We start from the raw sequence: 16,309 nt of genomic DNA on the forward strand, positions 1-16,309 counted from the left end.
CGCGGGGACCCGCCGGCTCCGGTCGGCGCCGACCGGGCTGAGGTCGGCGGCCCGCAGCAGGGCGGTGACGGAACCGGCCGCGTCGCCGCGGCTGCGGATCGCGTGGGCCGCGTCCTCCAGCAGCCGCGCCACCCGCTCGTCCGGGCCGACCGTGGCGTGCGCCAGATGCCAGGCCCGGCGCTCCGGGCTGTCCGGCTGCCGCTCGGCGAGCGTCGCGTGCGCGCGCACCCGTTCGTCGGCCGTGGACCGGTTGACGACCGCAGAACGCGTCAGCGGATGGCGGAAGGTCACCCGGCCTGCCTGTTCGTCCACGGTGACCAGGCCGAGGCGCTCGGCCGGGGCCAGCGCCGCCGGGTCGGCGCCCAGCGCGGCCAGCGTGCCCAGGCTGCCGGTGCCGTCCAGTACGGACAGCAGCAGCGCCTGCCGGGCCGGCTCCGGCAGCCCGCCGACCCTCGACTCGAACGCCGCCTGGAGGCGGCCGCTCAACGGCAGCACGTCCGGCAGCCGGGCGATGCCGGACTGTTGCCCGCCGGACAGTGCGAGCGGGAGTTCGAGCAGCGCCAGCGGGTTGCCCTGCGCCTCCGCCAGCAGCCGCTGCCGCACCACGGGCACGAGCGCCGGGAACCGGTGGGCCACCAGCGCGGCCGCGGCCTCCCGCTCCAGCGGCCGGACCTCGTTGTTCGGCAGGCCGGCACGGTCGAAGAAGCTCTCGTCGCCGGATCGGTACGCGGCCAGGAAGCCGACCCTGGTTCCCGAGACCCGGCGGGCGACGGTGGCCAGGACCATCGCGCTGGCCCGGTCCAGCCAGGGCAGGTCGTCGACGACCAGCAGGACGGGCCGGGTCGCCGCCGCGTGCGACAGCAGCGCCAGCGCCGCGTTCGCGATCACCAGGAGGCCGGGCGGGGAACCGGCTTCCAGACCCAGCGCGACGCCGAGCGCTCTGCGGTGTGCCGGGGGTAACGCGTCGAGGTTGCCCGCCATCGGATACATGGCCTGATGGAGAGTGGAGAAGCTGTGGGCCGCCTCGAACTGCGTGCCCGACGCCCGGACCACCCGCGTGCCTGCCCCCTCGGCGTACGCGGCCGCCGCGTCGAGTAACGCCGTCTTGCCGACACCGGGCTCGCCGTACAGCAGCAGCGCACCGCCCGCGTGCCGGGCCCGATCCACGAAGGACCGGAGCAGGAGAAGATCGCCGTCGCGCCCGACCAGATCAACATCACCGGGCGCCTCGGGGCCGTCGGGGGGCGAATCGGCCACGTGGGCTCCTCGGTCTACTCCGGAGTGGTGACGAGCGGACGGCCCTTCGTCGAGGGCACACAGCACCCAGGGAAGATCCGTTATCCGCGTATCCCGATAATGTATGCCGCGGTAAGCGCAACGACACGGTCTTCGTCCTGTGACAGATCTGCCAGGGCTCGTGACGCCATGGTCCCCGGGATGCCCGCGAGCGCCTGGGTCAGCCGTCGACGTGCGGAAGATTCAACGGTGCCGTGGGCGAGGCGATCAACGAGCCTGGTAGCGATCTGGTCCGCCGACGCGGGACGACTCGCCAGCGCGCTCAGTGCATCGGCTGCGTCGACGTCGTTCGTCCCCTCGACGACCATGTCGACGAGCGTCGGGACCGCGTCGGCTACGCCACGTGCCCCGAGTTCCAGGGCCGCATACCTGCGGACCACGATGTCGGGGTTGGTGAGGGCGTCCCGCAGCAGCGCGGTCGCCTCACCGTCGGGAATCTCGACGATGGACTGGACGGCACGTTTGCGCACCTCGGCCACTGGTGAGCCGAGGCCCTCCGCCAGCAGTGCCAATCCGGCATCGCCCGATTGCGCCAAAGCCCATCGAAGGGCCCCGGCGACGTTCGGGTCCGTCTCGCTCAGCGCTGCCTCGACCAGTGCTTCCACTGGCACCGGAACCTCTTCGACCGAGGACAAGGCCGCGCGCTGGCGCTTGCCGGCGCTCTTCGACCCCAGCGCCTGCAGGAGTGCGACGATCTGGAGGACGTCCTCCCAGCCCGCGGGTTCCGCGGCCCCGATCCGACGCAGTCGCGTGAGCAGCTCCGTCTCAGCCGCGATGCGTTCTCGCGTCTGGCGGATGAGGTCGTCGACGAGCTCTGAAGGCGTGAAGTCAGGATCATCGAACGCGCGCCTGACTTCACGCAGCGACAGCCCCAATGACCGCAGGCTCTCGATATGGAAGATCCGCCGGATGTCCTCGCTGGAGTACTCGCGATAGCCGGAATCGCTACGACCCGTGGGCCGCACCAGGCCGAGCGAGTCGTAGTGCCTGAGCATGCGGGCGCTGACCCCGGACCGCCGTGCCACCTCACCGATCAACACTGCCCATCATCCCTCCTTGCCGGCGCCGCCGAGGGCCACGACGCGCTTCGCCTCCTCGATCGCGAACCCGAACGCGGCATCCGGGTCGCGCAACAGCCGTTCCGTGGCGATCGCGTGCGCGCGCACCCGTGGGTCGACATCCGTCATCGCTGCGCGCAGCGTTGGCATGATCACCTCACCGAGCGCGATCAGCGCCCGGCTGAGGCTCAGCTGCATCTCACGTTCGCCGCGCCCGAGCTGTGTCGACAACACCGCGGCCAACTCGGGCTCCTCACCTTCGGGCACGAGCACGACCGCTGCCCGCCAAGCGCTCCGCGCCACCTCGTCGTCGGCGTCGGACAGAAGCGCCCGTGTGATCGCCGGCCACGCCTGCCGATCCCCGATCTTGGACAGCGTGTGCAATGCCTGGCTCCGTGCCTGCGCACGCTCCGAGCGGACTTCCTCGAGAAGCACCGGGACCGTCATCGACGCCGGGTGGCGGGTGAGTGCCCACGTCAGCATGTCGCGCACATAGAATTCGGGCTCGATCGCGCATCGTTCGACGAGCTTGTCGATAAACCGCGGGTCAGGGGTCGTCCCGACCGCCAGCGCTGCCCGCAGCCGCACTGACGAGCTGCTGTCCTCCAGCCCCTGGAAAGCTCGAATCATGTCCGTGTCCTGTTGCGGCATGGCCATCGGGACCACCTCCTTGGCAACAGTGAAGACCTTCTCACCGTGTCAAGGTCAAGCGGGGTCATAGCGACTTGACCAGGACTCGTGAGACGCCCAGCGCGGCGGTCTTCACCGCGGGGGCCAGCCGGGCGGGTTGGAAACGGGCCACCGGCAGCGAGACCGACAGCGCGGCCACCACCCTCCCCCCTCTGAAGATCGGTGCGGCGATGCAGGCGTTGCCGAGCTGCGCCTCCTCACGCTCGTACGCCAGGCCCTGGACCTGGATCTGCCCGATCTCCTCCTCCAGGCGCCCCGCGTCCACGATCGAGCGCGGCGTTAGTCTGCGCAGTGGCCGGGAGAAGACCTCGTCGAGGAGTTCCTGGCCGGAGTAGGCCAGCAGCACTTTCCCCACGCCGGTGCAGGTGAGCGGTAGCCGCCCCCCGACGGCGGACGGCAGGGACAGCGACTCGTGGCCGCGGATCTTCTCCACGTACACCACGTCCAGCCCGTCGCGCACCCCCAGGTGGATCGTTTCGCGGGTGGCCTCGAAGAGGTCGTGCATGAACGGCAGCGCGGCGTGCCGCAGGTCCCGTTCGAGCGGGACGATGCTGCCGAGTTCGAACAGCCGCCGGCCCAGCAGGTAGCGGCCGTCCCGCCGGACGACCACGCCCAGCTCGGTGAGGTCGTTCAGTAGGCGCAGGGCCGTCGACTTGGGCAGCTGGCACCGGTGGGCGATGTCCACCAGGCGCAGCGGGCCCCCTGTCGGCCGGAACGCGTCCAGCATCAGCCATGTCTTTTCCAGCATCGAGAGCCGCTCTTCGTTCCGTCTCACGGAACTCATTGTTGTGCAGGCGAAGCGTGCGCCGGTACCAATGGAACCGGTGGCAGGGCCTCTGACCCGCTGGTATACGAGCGCCCGTGGGACGTGACCGCGTTCTGTTCAGCTTTCGGTTCCGGTACACGGACCTCTGCCTCCGTCTATCCTCAACCCCGCAGGAGCAGCAGATGAACGACCAGCGGTCCGAACACCTCAAGGCGGCGGATCGGCTGCTGGCGGCCGCGACGTCCGGCCGCCCGTGTGCTCCCGTCCGGGACCTGATCGGCACGGCGGCCGAGGGGTACGCCGTACAGGAGATCAACACCCGGCGGGCGCTGGCCGAGGGCCGACGGCCGGTGGGGCGGAAGATCGGCATCACCAACCCGGCGGTGCAGCGCCAGTTCGGCATCGACCAGCCCGACTTCGGCGTGCTCTTCGCCGACATGTGCCACCCCGAGGGCCTGCCCATCCCCTACGGCCGGTTCCTCCAGCCCAGAGCCGAGGCGGAGATCGCGCTGGTGATCGGCACGGACCTGGTCGGCGGCCCCTTCACCGTGGCCGATGTGATCCGCGCGGTCGAGTTCCTGCTCCCGGCCGTCGAGATCGTGGACTCCCGCATCACGGACTGGGACATCACCCTGGCCGACACGATCGCGGACAACGCCTCCAGCGGCGGCTTCGTCCTCGGGAACTCTCCCGTCGCCCTGAGCGGCCTGGACCTGAGAACGGCGGCGATGCGGATGACCCGCGACGGCGCGGAGGTCTCCTCCGGCACCGGGGCCGACTGCCTGGGTCACCCGCTCAACGCGGCCACCTGGCTGGCCAACACCCTCGGCGGCACGGACTTCCCGCTGCGGGCCGGGGACATCGTGCTGACCGGCGCACTCGGCCCCGTGGTGCCCGTGGCGCCGGGGAACGTGTTCGAGGCGCGCATCGAGGGCGTCGGCTCGGTGACCGCGGTCTTCGGCCCCACTTCGGAGAACCAGGAACGGTGAACGACCAGTGAAAATCGCGATCATCGGGTCGGGGAACATCGGCACCGACCTCATGTACAAGGCGCTGCTGTCGCGCACGACGGAGGTCGTGGCGATGGCCGGCATCGACCCCGGCTCGGACGGCCTGGCCCGGGCCCGCAGACGCGGACTCGCCGTCACCGCGGAAGGCGTTGACGGCCTGGTCGGCCTGCCGGGGTTCGCCGAGGTCGACGTCGTCCTCGACGCCACCTCGGCCAAGGCGCACCTGCGCAACAGCGCCGTCGTCCAGGAACACGGCAAGCGGATCATCGACCTCACCCCCGCGGCCATCGGCCCCTACGTGGTGCCGTCGGTCAACCTCGACCAGCACCTGACCGCGCCCAACCTGAACATGGTGACCTGCGGCGGCCAGGCCACGATCCCCATCGTGGCCGCGGTCTCCTCGCGGACGCGCGTACGCTACGCCGAGATCGTGGCCTCCATCGCCTCCAGATCGGCGGGCCCGGGAACCAGGGCGAACATCGACGAGTTCACCGAGACCACCAGCCGGGCGATCGAACGGGTGGGCGGCGCGGACCGCGGCAAGGCGATCATCATCCTCAACCCGGCGGAGCCTCCCCTGATCATGCGGGACACCGTCTACTGCCTCGTCGACGACTGCGACGAGGCGGCGGTGGCCGGCGCCGTCGAGGAGATGGTGGCACGTGTCCAGGAGTACGTCCCCGGCTACCGGCTCAAACAGCGGGTCCAGTTCAGCCCGATCGACGCCGAGGAGCCGGTCTGGACACTGGCGCCGGGCAGCAAGGGCGGCGTCAAGGTGAGCGTGTTCCTCGAGGTGGAGGGTGCCGCCCACTACCTGCCCGCCTACGCGGGCAACCTCGACATCATGACCTCGGCCGCGCTCCGTACGGCGGAGCGCATCGCCGAACTGAGGACGGAGGCCACCGCATGACGAAGATCTACGTCCAGGACGTGACCCTGCGGGACGGCATGCACGCCATCCGCCACCGCTACACCCTCGATCAGGCCGTGCTGATCGCCCAAGCGCTCGACGCCGCCGGAGTGGCCGCCATCGAGGTGGCCCACGGCGACGGCCTGTCCGGCGGCAGCTTCAACTACGGGCCGGGCGCGCACGCCGACGCGGAGTGGATCGAAGCGGTGGCCGGCGCCGTACGGCAGGCGAAGCTGACCACGCTGCTGCTGCCCGGCATCGGCACCGTCAAGGATCTGCGCCTCGCCCACGCCCTCGGCGTCACCTCCGTGCGGATCGCCACCCACTGCACCGAGGCCGACATCTCCGCCCAGCACATCGCGACCGCCCGCGAACTGGGCATGGACGTGGCCGGCTTCCTGATGATGGCCCACATGGCCCCGCCGGACGTGCTGGCGGCGCAGGCCACGCTGATGGAGTCGTACGGGGCGCACTGCGTCTACGTGACCGATTCGGGCGGCGGCCTGACCATGGACGGCGTGCGCGAGCGCGTCCGGGCCTACCGCGACGCGCTGCGCCCGGAGACCGAGATCGGCATCCACGCCCACCACAACCTCAGCCTCGGGGTGGCCAACTCGGTCGTCGCGGTGGAGAACGGCTGCCACCGGGTCGACGCGTCCCTGGCCGGCATGGGCGCGGGCGCCGGAAACGCCCCCCTGGAGGTGCTGGTGGCGGTGGCCGACCTGCTCGGCTGGGAGCACGGGTGCGACCTGTACCAGCTGATGGACGCCGCCGACGACCTCGTCAGACCACTGCAGGACCGCCCGGTCCGCGTGGACCGGGAAACCCTCACCCTCGGCTACGCCGGGGTCTATTCCAGCTTCCTCCGCCACGCCGAAGCCGCCTCCGCCCGCTACGGCGTCGACACCCGCGCGATCCTCACCGAGGTCGGCCGCCGCCGACTGGTCGGCGGCCAGGAAGACATGATCACCGACATCGCTCTGGACCTCCGTGTCAGGGCCTGATCCGCAGCGGCAGGGTGCCCCAGTGCAGGCGGAAGCCGTCCAGTTCGTCAGGGTCCACCGCGAGCTGTAGCCGGTGAAGTTCGCGGGCGATGCGGTCGAACATGATGCGCGCTTCGAGACGGCCCAAGGATGCGCCCAGGCAGAAGTGGATCCCGTGGCCGAAGGCGATGTGGCGATGGACGTCTGAGCGATGGATGTCGAACACGTCCGGATCGTCGAAGACCGCGGGGTCCCTGTTGGCGCCCCACAGGGACAGGCCGACGCGCTCGAACGCCGGGATCGTGCCCCCTGCGAGGTCGATCTCGCGGAAGGTGAAGCGCGGCGGGACGATCTCGACCGGCCCGCGGAACCGCAGCGTCTCCTCGACGGCCGCACTCGCCAGTGACGGGTCGGCGAGGAGGTCCTGCCACTGTTCAGGATGGGTGAGCAGGAGCCGGATGCCGTTGACGATGACGTCGACCGTGGTCTCCTGGCCGGCGATGAGCAGGAGCTGCACCATCGCGACGAGCTCGTCGCGGTCGAGGGCGTCGCCCTGCGCCTCCAGGGCGACGAGCTCGGAGAGCAGGTCGTCCTCGGGGGCCGCTCTGCGGCGCGCGGCCAGGTCGTCGATGTAGGCGGCGAACGCCAGCGTGGCGGCGGCGTCGTGGTCGGCCGCGGAGACGATGGTCGCCGACCAGTCGCGAAACTGTGCGCGGTCCTCCTCGGGGACCCCCACGAGCTGGGCGATGACGTTGACCGGCAGCGGATCGGCCAGGTCGGCCACGCCGTCGAAGGTGCCGAGCCGGAGAGCACGGGCGACCAGTTGGTCGGCGACGTCGGCGATCCACGACTCCAGCTTCGCGACCATGCGGGCCGTGAACGCCTTGCTGACGAGCCCGCGCAGCCGGGTGTGGTCAGGTGGATCCAGGGAGATGAGCTGGCGCGCCGCGATCCGCTCGGCCTCGCTCTGCCAGTGGGCCACCGGCAGGTCCTGGGCCTGGTGCTTGAGCACCTCGTGGCCGATCGCCGGGTGCTGCAGGCCCTCGAGGACGTCGGCATGGCGGGCCACGACCCAGAACCGGTTGCCGGCGGGGTCGATTTGCGGGACGGGCCGGCCGGCGACCCGCACGCGGGCGTAGAACGCGTGCGGGTCGCGGCGCGTGTCAGGCTCCCACAGCTCCGACGGCCTGAACTCGACAGTCATGTGCCACCTTCGTTGAGTTCAGCTGCGGTCGTGGATCCGCGGAGCCCGGCCATCCGATCAGCCGCAGGACGCGGCGGCGTACTGCTGGACGAGCTCGGACATCACGCTTCTCCCGTCGATGGTCCCGGTGACGCGGATCGTGACCTCACCGGCGGCGACCTGCGGCGCGCGGACCGCGAAGGACTGGTAAGCGTACTTGCCCGGGGCGAGGTTGACGAAGGACTTCGAGCCGTAGGGCGTCTCCACCACCACGTCCACGGGCCCGTCGTGATCGTTCGTCACGCGTACCGCCACGTAGGCCGAGTTGCCGATGCACCGTCCCTCGGCGGTGACCGTGACCGGCACCTCCGCGGCCGGCGCCAGTTCGCTCCGCGCGCTCACGGCGGCCGCCACCACCGCGTCCTTCTGCGCGCTGGTCAGGTGCCCGGCCGCCACGAACGCCGTGGCCGTCTGGGTGACCTTGGCGACGAACGCGTCGTGGGTGGCGAACGGCGCGCTGTCCCAGACCACGTCGAGGAAGGTCAGACCGTCCGTGCCGGGCGAGGTGATGCCGGTGACCGGGACGTCGTAGTTGGGCAGCCCGTCGTTGCGCTTCACGTTGGGAACGCCGGAGTCGATGCTTCCGAAGACGATCTTCGGCTCCACCCGGCGGAAGTACGCGGAGTGGGTCTGGGTGTCCCCGACGTACCACGGGCGCAGGTTGAACCCGTGCGTCGTGAAGAGGGGGTCTCCCGCCGCGCTGGTCCCGGCCGCCGTGATGGCCGCCCGCGAGTAGTCGCCGTCCCGCTTGAGGTACCGGTAGAGCGTCAGCTCACGGTAGTTGCCGCCGCCGGGGTTGCCGACGATCGGCATGAGCAGCGGTCCCCACATGATCGACTGGGTGTCCGGCCGGTCGATGGCGCGCTCGATCCGGATGCTGAACGGCATGGAGATCTCGATGGTGTCCCCGGAGTGCCAGTTGCGGCTCAGGGTCACGTAGGTGCCCGGCACCGGGGTCTGCATCGGCGCCACGGCTCCGTTGATCCGCACGGTGTAGCCGCTGTTGGCCCACTTGGGAACCCGCAGCTTGATGTCGAGGCTGCCGCTGCCGTTGACGGTGAGCTTGGTGCCGGCCTGGCGGGGGAAGTTCGTCTCCTGGGTCACGGAGAAGTTCTTCTCCGCCCAGGTCACGGTCGACGGCACGAAGAGGTTGACCCAGAGGGCCGAACCGTCGGCGGACTTGAAGTAGACGGCGTCCTGGTACTTCGTGTGGATCTCCAGCCCGGTTCCCCCGCAGCAGGTGCCGGTGTTGCCGTAGGACTTGCTCGCGCCCGGGGTCAGCGGCTGGAAGTAGGTGACCTGCGGGTTGGCCGTGCTGGTCGAGTCGGCTCGCGATCCGGCGAGCTGGTTGAACAGGGCCCGCTCGTAGTAGTCGATGTAGGCCGGGTCCTGGGTGTGGAAGAAGAGGTTGCGGGCCAGCTTGGAGACGTTGTAGATGGAGCAGGTCTCCGCGCCGCCCTGGGCGATCGCGTTGGCGATGTTGTCCCGGTTCTGGAACATCTCGATGTTGTTGTTGGAGCCCGGGTAGTTTCCGCCGGTACCGCCGTGCGTGAACATGCGGTGCGGAACGATCATGCCGAAGAAGTTCTTCGCCGCCTGGAGGTATTCCTGGTCGCCGGTCTGCTCGAAGATCCGCATGTAGCCGGTGAAGTTGGGCACGTGCTGGTTGACGTGCAGCCGGGCCGGGCGACGGCGGCCGAGGGGGGCGGGGTTGGTCACCACCAGGATGTCCCGGTTCTCGACGCAGGCGCCGAAGAGGGACTCCCGGTTGTCGAAGCACTTCGCCGTCTGGAGGTGCTTGGCGTCACCGGTCAGCGCGTAGATCTCCGGGAAGATCTCGTTGGCGCCGCCGTACTCACCGGCGATGTAGGTGTCCCACATGTAGTTGAGGTTGTCCCTGGTGATGGGTCCCTGGTACTGCGGGTGGGTCTTGTCGCCGGTGGTCAGGGCGAGGTGTGCCCAGTCCGCCATCTTGGTGACGACCTCGCGGGCCTTCTCGTTGCCGGTCAGGTAGTACGCGTCCAGCAGACCCCGCATGATCTTGTGCTGGGTGTACCAGGGCGCCCAGACGTTGGTGCTCTGGTTGCTGCCGTAGACGGCGAACCGGGGCGGCGCCAGCCGGATGACGGCGTCCTCCGGGATGGCCCCGAGATAGCCGGGGTAGACGGGCGTCCAAAGACCCGTGTTGCCCGAGGTGATGGCGACGATGCCGGCGTCGCGGTGGTTGGGTGAGGAGTCGAGGGCGGTCGCTCCGCTCTCCTCGTCGAAGCGGTACCAGGCGATGTTCCCGCCTCCCGTGGATCCCGCGGCGGAGCTCTGGAGGGACTGGATCTCCGCCTGGCTGAGGGCGCGGTCGAAGATGTGGAACTCGTCGATGGTGGCGTTGAGCATCGGGTCGCCGTACTGGGACCGGCCGATCCAGACGTTGCCGGGGACGCCGAGGTTGGTCGGGTTGAGCGTCATGCTGTTGTTCGTGCCGACGGGTGAGCCGTTGACGTACAGCGTGCCGACCGTGCCCGAGAGGGTGACGGCGAAGTGGACCCACTGCCCGGTCGGCACCGCCGTCGTGCCGTTGATCTGCTGCTCCTGGCCGCTGCCGCCGACGGTGATGGCGAACCGGGGCGGGTTTCCGGTCGCACCCGAGCGGGCGGTCAGGAACATGTTGACCGTGGTGTTCTGACCGAAGTCGAAGATCCTGCTCCAGCTCTGTGCCGCGGCGAGGTTGACCCAGGTCGCGATCGTGAAGTTGGTGAGCTGGGACACCGCCTCCTGAGGGAGACGGATGTGCTCGGCGTTGCTGCCGCCGTTGAGGCGCAGACCGTTGCCGAAACGTCCCGCGACCCGGTCGATGGCGGGCTCCTGGCCACCACCGCCGCCACCGCCGGAGGAACCCATCCGCGCGGTGATGGCGGCCTGGCACGCGGCGAGTTCGTCGACCATCCAGTCGAGCTTGGTCTTGAAGACCTGCTGGCCCTGGTCCGCGTAGGCCTGGGCGAGGGCGCTCATGTAGTGGCCGGCCCAGTGCCCGCTCAGCAACCCACCGTCCTCCCAGCCGCCGGGCACCGTCAGGCCCGCCGGGTTGGGCCGGCCGGCCTGGTTGTTGAAGAGCATGAGGAAGCGGCGTTCGTCGAAGGCCTGTAGGAACGCCTTCATCCGGTCGCGCTTCTCCTGTAACAGACCGGAGTGCAGGCTGACCTCGTGCAGCCAGAACGGCCTGATCGTGGTGTTGCTTCCGGCGCCGACGTACGGGATCCCGGCCAAAGACTCAGTAACCCCTACGGCTGTGGTCTCCGCCGCGGTCGCCGGAACAGCCTTGTTCGTCACGGCTAGCGCCACACCGATGGCCGATGCACGCACGAATGTGCGGCGGCTCACTCCTGACATCTCGGATTCCGTCATGGCCCGTCTTCCCTTCACTTGCAAGCTTGGCCCTCGTGTGAGCGCGTGATCTCGTCGCGGCATGTTAACGTTAACAATTTCAGCTTGTACTACTCCCTTTCCACGCCGCTTCCGGGCGCGACAGGCCATTCGGACAGGACAGTGCCAAGCGCTGCGCAGCCCGCGCCGCAGCACCTGGAGCCGCGCGAAGCCGCTCACCTAAGGGGACATCGATGAGATTGTTAGCGTTCACATGACGTCGCACCAGAGTCGGGCGTCGAACTGTTACCAAGGCTTTACAAATACATTACGAATAAGATTCGTGTTCCGCACTTTTGGGACTGCACATAAGCCTCTGAGCAGGCATCTTTCCCGGAAACGCCGCTCCTCCTGAGGTCGATCCCCTACGGCAGCAGGTCGAGCGCATGATCGCTAATCCGTGGACCACCGATCACGTGAAGCCCGAGGATGACCCCACTCAACCCGAACGGCTGAACCGGGAGGTCCAAGCGCTTGGCCGCCGAACTCGGCCGTCTTCGGTGACAAGCCAGCCTTCACCCCGGCGGCCGTCTGGCTGGCGTCGGCCAGGCGGAAGTTGGCGCCTGACCGACGCCAACTCTGCCCGACCTGCCGCGACTCCCCCGGCAGCCGCATGCCGTGACCGCGCCCTGGGCGACGGGACTGACAGGCTCGCTAATCTGCGGCCATGTCGAAGCTCAGATTGAACAACGACACTGCGGCGATACTCGGGGTCTGGATCGAGCCGTGGGGTAGAGACCACTGGATGAAGCCCCAGGAGACGTTCACGATCGTCGCCGACGATTCTGAGCATCCGCCTTCCGACGACCCGCCCTTCGACGTCGTCTTCCACGACCAGGGTGTCAGCGTCTACGTGAACGCCGCCCACGAGGCCACCGTCTATGACGAATCGGGCAACGAAGTGCCCTGTGGGTACCAGCGTCCTTAGGCCGGGGTCACGATCTGGATCAGGTTGCCGCAGGTGTCGTCGAAGGTTGCCATGGTCACCGGGCCTGCCTGCATCGGCTCCTGTGTGAACGTCACCCCCAGGCCGCGGAGCCGTTCGTACTCCGCCTTCACGTCCTCGACCTGGAAGGAGGCGGCCGGGATGCCGTCGGCGACCAGGCCCTCCTTGTACGGCTTGACCACGGGGTGCCCGTCCGGCTCCAGGAGCAGTTCGGTGCCCTTGGGGTCCTCCGGTGAGACGACCGTCAGCCACCGGGCCTCGCCCAGTGGGATGTCGTGCTTCTTGGTGAAGCCGAGCACCTCGGTGTAGAAGTCGAGGGCCTTCTGCTGGTCGTCCACGAACACGCTGGTGACGTAGATCTTCACGGTGTCTGTCCTTTTCTGGTGACCGGCCACCGCTCGAAGATGGCGGCCAGCGGAGTGGTGTCGAGGTGGTGGAACTTGTATCGCCCCTGCTTGCGCGTCGTGATCAGCCCGGCCTCCTCCAGCACCGCCAGATGCTGGGATACGGCCTGCCGGGTCAGGCTCAGCTGATGTCGACTCGTCAGGCGGACACAGATCTCGAACAGGGTCTGGCCGTCGCGCTCGGTCAGCTCGTCGAGAATGGTCCGCCGGGTGGGGTCGGCCAGGGCCTTGAAGACATCGCCCATGCGAAGACAATAGGCAAGCCGTCACTTGCCTGTCAATGTGGACATGTCGCACTACACGCCCTTGTAGACCTGGAGTACGCGCCCTCGACGGCCGAGCGGGCACGGTAGCCGAGCTGGTCGAACGCCGGAGGGCGACACCTTCGGCCGCCCGTCCGGCACGGCGGTCCAGCGGATCGGCAACGGCGGGGATCTACGCACCATTCGGATAACAATCGTCGCCTTGATGCCTGGTTGTGTATGGAGCGATCCATGAGAATTGGCGGGTGCCGGATCTTTCCCCACTTGTCGCGGGCGACCCGCCGCGCATCGGTTCGTACACGCTCACCGGTCGGCTCGGGACGGGTGGGCAGGGCACCGTCTACCACGCGGTCGGGGCTTCCGGTGAGGCGGTGGCGGTCAAGTGGATCCGCCCCGATCTGACCGGGGACAAGGTCAGCATCCAGCGGTTCCTGCGGGAGGTGCAGGCGGCCAAGCGGGTGGCGCCCTTCTGTACGGCGCAGATTATCGACACCGGTGTGGAACACGAGCGGCCGTACATCGTCAGCGAGTACATCGAGGGCCCCTCGCTCCAGCAGAGTATTCTCGCGTCGGGCCCGATCAGGGGGAACGCGCTCCACCGTCTCGCGATCGGCACGGCCACCGCGCTCGCGGCGATCCACAGAGCGGGGATCGTGCACCGCGACTTCAAGCCCCCGAACGTGCTCATGGGCCCCGACGGGCCGCGGGTCATCGACTTCGGCATCTCCCGCGCGCTGGACGTCACCTCGTCGCTGACCTCGGTGCCGATCGGAACGCCCGCCTTCATGGCCCCGGAACAGTTCCACGGCAAGGATGTCGGCCCGGCCGTCGACATGTTCGCCTGGGCCAGCACCATGGCGTACGCGGCGACGGGCCGTTCCCCCTTCGCCGGCGACACCTTACCCGTGGTGATCAACCGCATCCTCAACACCGAACCAGCAATCGAGAACATCGAGGGCAGGCTGCGGGACCTCGTGGTGTCCTGCCTCAGCAAGGATCCCACCCAGCGCCCGACCGCCCAGCAGGTCATCGAGGCCCTGCTCGAACAGTCCGGCCCCACGCCGACGCCACCCGCCGTGAATCCGGGCGACGCCTTCGACCGGACCACGGAGACCAAGAGGTACTCGCCGCAGGCATGGCAGCCCCCCGCCTCGCCTCCGATGCCCCTGTCGCCGCTGCCCGCAGCATCATTAGCCGGTGCCACCCATGAGGAGCCGCAAACCGGACCGGAGCCGGAGGCGGTCACCGGCCCGGTTTCCGCGTTTGGCAACTACCTGCGCCGCCCTTACGCCAAGGCCATCTCCGCCGGCGCTGTCGCCGTGGTCGCCGTCGCCACCACCGCGCTCGTTCTCTCCTCCGCGGGCGGGCAGGGCGTGACCGGTGACGCCGCCAGGACCCACACCTCGCTCACACCTACGGCTCCAGCTCAGGGAGGCGGCCAGGCTGCGGCCGGAATGTCCGCCGTGAGCCCCACCCCGGCGCCCAGCCCCACGCCGACCGACGCTGTCCCCACGACAGCGCTCGAGAAGAGGAAACTCCCCGGCCTCTCCGCCACCCTCTACGACCACCCCGACGACGCCGCCAGCCTGGTGAGCTACACCATGTCGGACTCCAAGGGGAACACAAAAGCCGTCTACATCAGAAGCTCGTACGACAAGTCATTCAAGAAACGGACGCAGTATTTCTCGGTCGAAGTCTCGCCGAATGGAAAGTACGGCGCCGGGACTCCGCGAAAGTTCTATAGCGGGTACGACTCGGTGGACATCATCAATATGGAGTCCGGCCGCGTGACCAAGGTGAAAACCGTTCCCAGCCCTCAGGAGGAATGGCGCCCCCACTGGTCCCGGGACAGCAAGCGCCTGCTGCTGACCGCACGGCAGAAGAAGGGCTCGAAGTGGGTGAACGTGGGCTTCATCGTGGTCGACGTCGCCAAGAAGAAGGCCAAGGTGGTCAAGATCAATGATCCGACCATCGCATCCAGCTCGTTCGGCTGGGACGGGGAGGACAAGGGAGTCGTCGCCTATTTCAAGACCGGGAAGACCAAGGGCCTGCGCTTCTACAGTCTCCAGGGAAAGGTGCTCCGCGACATCACCAACGTGAGCGACCCTACGTGGGACGACGCCCGCGGGCTTTTCACGCCGTCCGGCGCCTCCTTCATCTCCTTCTGCATCGGTTCAGACGAGGAACTGTGCGTCTGGGACACCGCGAACGGCCAGGAAAGGACGAGATTCTCCTCCGACTGCACCGGCTTCATCGGCTGGTACGACGAGGAGCACATCGTCTGCTTCCCCTCGGACGAGGACAAGGCGATCGTCGTCGTCGACCTGAAGGGCCGGACCGTGCGTACCCTCGTCGAGGCCGGCAGCAAGGCGATAAAGAACTTCGCGGTCTCGGTCAACTTCCGATACTCGTAGGTCAGGCCAACCAGTCGCCCGCTGCCGGTGGAGTCGATCCGGTTCTTCGACCTCGACCGGGGGCGCGGGCGCTGGTCGACCAGACCAGGACCGCCATGGGCGGCACGCTCGGACCGGCCGGGTTCTCCCGGCAGATGATCGAAACGGCGGAACGGGTGACCTTCCAGCGCTGAGGCCGTCAGGTTAAAGTTCCGCCGCAGGTCCGGGACGTGCGCCGAACTCGCGCACGTCCCGGAGCCTTTCAGGACTGGTTGAACAGCGAGAGCGTCAGGGTCGAGTGGTACTCACCGGCGGCGACGTCCGCCGGGGTCCGCAGTGCCAGGTCGGCGTTGACCTGGTGGGTCCCGATCTCCTCGGCCGAGTCGGCGGTCGAGACCAGCAGCTCCTGGCCCTGCAGACCCACGGCGGGAGCCCCGGTGCCGTCGGATACGACACTGGAGACCGGCTCACCGGCCGCCACCGCACCGGTCGAGGAACCCGACAGCAGACGCGGAGCCCAGCCCAGGTACTCCGGACCGATCGTCTTGGCCGGATCGTCGGCCGCGGTGAACTGGCTGGACTGACCCACGACCGCCCAGAAGTCACCGGCCGGGATCTCGTCCGGCAGACGGGTGTCGGTCACCGTGACCGTCGGCAGGGTACCGGTGAACTGACGGGCCGCGGCGTCCGAGCCGTTCTCCGTCAGCGTCACCCCGTTGTTGTCGGCCACCGTCATCGACACTTCACCCGGAACGCGGATGGGCTCGATGTTGACCGAGACGTCGATGCCGTCGCTGGGCGGGTCGTCGGCCGCCATCGCGGGAACGGCCACGCCGACCAGCCCGAGACTGAGCACCGACACAGCCAGTAACCGGGTCTTGGTTTTCATGTGCTTGCTCCATTTCCTGCTGGCCGGGGCCGGCCAGCCGA

Annotated in this window: 14 protein-coding genes; 5 read left to right on the forward strand and 9 right to left on the reverse strand. The window is 68.7% G+C overall.

Annotation, left to right across the window (positions count from 1 at the left end; genetic code table 11):
• The 4 genes from KIP79_RS11270 to KIP79_RS11285 form a co-directional block, all read right to left on the reverse strand.
• A partial coding sequence (locus KIP79_RS11270; RefSeq protein WP_214104685.1) for an AAA family ATPase occupies positions 1-1,257 on the reverse strand: 1,257 nt, incomplete at its 3' end.
• Positions 1,258-1,337: 80 nt separating this feature from the next.
• Positions 1,338-2,336: a HEAT repeat domain-containing protein gene (locus KIP79_RS11275; RefSeq protein ID WP_214104686.1), complete on the reverse strand. Its 999-nt coding sequence runs from the start codon at positions 2,334-2,336 to the stop codon at positions 1,338-1,340.
• A 6-nt stretch (positions 2,337-2,342) separates the two neighbouring features.
• Positions 2,343-3,011, reverse strand: a complete 669-nt coding sequence (locus KIP79_RS11280; RefSeq protein WP_214104687.1) for a HEAT repeat domain-containing protein — start codon at positions 3,009-3,011, stop codon at positions 2,343-2,345.
• A gap of 58 nt (positions 3,012-3,069) precedes the next feature.
• On the reverse strand, positions 3,070-3,828 hold the full coding sequence (locus KIP79_RS11285) for an IclR family transcriptional regulator (RefSeq protein ID WP_214104688.1): 759 nt from the start codon (positions 3,826-3,828) through the stop codon (positions 3,070-3,072).
• Between the two features lie 164 nt (positions 3,829-3,992).
• On the opposite strand from KIP79_RS11285, the gene KIP79_RS11290 reads away from it, so the two are divergent.
• From KIP79_RS11290 to dmpG, 3 genes are read left to right on the forward strand one after another with little or no spacing between them, the layout of a single operon-like run.
• Positions 3,993-4,799, forward strand: a complete 807-nt coding sequence (locus tag KIP79_RS11290) for a 2-keto-4-pentenoate hydratase (RefSeq protein ID WP_214104689.1) — start codon at positions 3,993-3,995, stop codon at positions 4,797-4,799.
• Positions 4,800-4,806: 7 nt separating this feature from the next.
• Positions 4,807-5,730 carry an acetaldehyde dehydrogenase (acetylating) gene (locus tag KIP79_RS11295; RefSeq protein WP_214104690.1) on the forward strand — a complete coding sequence of 308 codons (924 nt, stop codon included), beginning with the start codon at positions 4,807-4,809 and terminating at the stop codon, positions 5,728-5,730.
• A complete protein-coding gene (dmpG, locus tag KIP79_RS11300) occupies positions 5,727-6,734 on the forward strand; it encodes a 4-hydroxy-2-oxovalerate aldolase (RefSeq protein WP_214104691.1) in 1,008 nt (335 codons plus the stop codon). Before KIP79_RS11295 ends, dmpG begins: the two co-directional genes overlap by 4 nt.
• Here the strand turns inward: dmpG and KIP79_RS11305 are convergent.
• Both KIP79_RS11305 and KIP79_RS11310 read right to left on the reverse strand, forming a co-directional pair.
• Positions 6,724-7,917 carry a cytochrome P450 gene (locus tag KIP79_RS11305; RefSeq protein WP_214104692.1) on the reverse strand — a complete coding sequence of 398 codons (1,194 nt, stop codon included), beginning with the start codon at positions 7,915-7,917 and terminating at the stop codon, positions 6,724-6,726. The genes dmpG and KIP79_RS11305 overlap by 11 nt on opposite strands.
• Positions 7,918-7,974: 57 nt before the next feature.
• Complete coding sequence (locus KIP79_RS11310) at positions 7,975-11,217, reverse strand: beta-L-arabinofuranosidase domain-containing protein (protein WP_214104693.1); 3,243 nt, start codon at positions 11,215-11,217, stop codon at positions 7,975-7,977.
• 823 nt (positions 11,218-12,040) lie between these two features.
• Here KIP79_RS11310 and KIP79_RS11315 point away from each other — a divergent pair.
• The gene (locus KIP79_RS11315; protein ID WP_214104694.1) at positions 12,041-12,301 is read left to right on the forward strand and encodes a hypothetical protein; all 261 of its coding nucleotides are present in this window, start codon (positions 12,041-12,043) and stop codon (positions 12,299-12,301) included.
• Here KIP79_RS11315 and KIP79_RS11320 read toward each other — a convergent pair.
• Both KIP79_RS11320 and KIP79_RS11325 read right to left on the reverse strand, forming a co-directional pair.
• A complete protein-coding gene (locus tag KIP79_RS11320; protein WP_214104695.1) occupies positions 12,298-12,684 on the reverse strand; it encodes a VOC family protein in 387 nt (128 codons plus the stop codon). The genes KIP79_RS11315 and KIP79_RS11320 overlap by 4 nt on opposite strands.
• A complete protein-coding gene (locus KIP79_RS11325) occupies positions 12,681-12,968 on the reverse strand; it encodes an ArsR/SmtB family transcription factor (protein ID WP_214104696.1) in 288 nt (95 codons plus the stop codon). Before KIP79_RS11325 ends, KIP79_RS11320 begins: the two co-directional genes overlap by 4 nt.
• 263 nt (positions 12,969-13,231) lie before the next feature.
• On the opposite strand from KIP79_RS11325, the gene KIP79_RS11330 reads away from it, so the two are divergent.
• Positions 13,232-15,400, forward strand: a complete 2,169-nt coding sequence (locus KIP79_RS11330) for a serine/threonine protein kinase (protein ID WP_214104697.1) — start codon at positions 13,232-13,234, stop codon at positions 15,398-15,400.
• 241 nt (positions 15,401-15,641) lie between these two features.
• Here KIP79_RS11330 and KIP79_RS11335 read toward each other — a convergent pair whose 3' ends face one another.
• Entirely contained in the window at positions 15,642-16,268 is a 627-nt protein-coding gene (locus tag KIP79_RS11335; RefSeq protein WP_214104698.1) for a hypothetical protein, read from the reverse strand.
• Positions 16,269-16,309 lie beyond the last annotated feature (41 nt).

Source organism: Acrocarpospora catenulata (assembly GCF_018476525.1).
GTDB classification, from domain to species: Bacteria; Actinomycetota; Actinomycetes; order Streptosporangiales; family Streptosporangiaceae; genus Acrocarpospora; species Acrocarpospora catenulata.

What these genes read in the sequence shown, in the direction of transcription:
- KIP79_RS11335 (WP_214104698.1), bottom strand. Translation starts at nt 16,268, where the DNA reads ATGAAAACCAAGACCCGGTTACTGGCTGTGTCGGTGCTCAGTCTCGGG.
- KIP79_RS11285 (WP_214104688.1), bottom strand. Translation starts at nt 3,828, where the DNA reads ATGAGTTCCGTGAGACGGAACGAAGAGCGGCTCTCGATGCTGGAAAAG.
- KIP79_RS11315 (WP_214104694.1), top strand. Translation starts at nt 12,041, where the DNA reads ATGTCGAAGCTCAGATTGAACAACGACACTGCGGCGATACTCGGGGTC.
- KIP79_RS11280 (WP_214104687.1), bottom strand. Translation starts at nt 3,011, where the DNA reads ATGGCCATGCCGCAACAGGACACGGACATGATTCGAGCTTTCCAGGGG.
- KIP79_RS11325 (WP_214104696.1), bottom strand. Translation starts at nt 12,968, where the DNA reads ATGGGCGATGTCTTCAAGGCCCTGGCCGACCCCACCCGGCGGACCATT.
- KIP79_RS11305 (WP_214104692.1), bottom strand. Translation starts at nt 7,917, where the DNA reads ATGACTGTCGAGTTCAGGCCGTCGGAGCTGTGGGAGCCTGACACGCGC.
- dmpG (WP_214104691.1), top strand. Translation starts at nt 5,727, where the DNA reads ATGACGAAGATCTACGTCCAGGACGTGACCCTGCGGGACGGCATGCAC.
- KIP79_RS11290 (WP_214104689.1), top strand. Translation starts at nt 3,993, where the DNA reads ATGAACGACCAGCGGTCCGAACACCTCAAGGCGGCGGATCGGCTGCTG.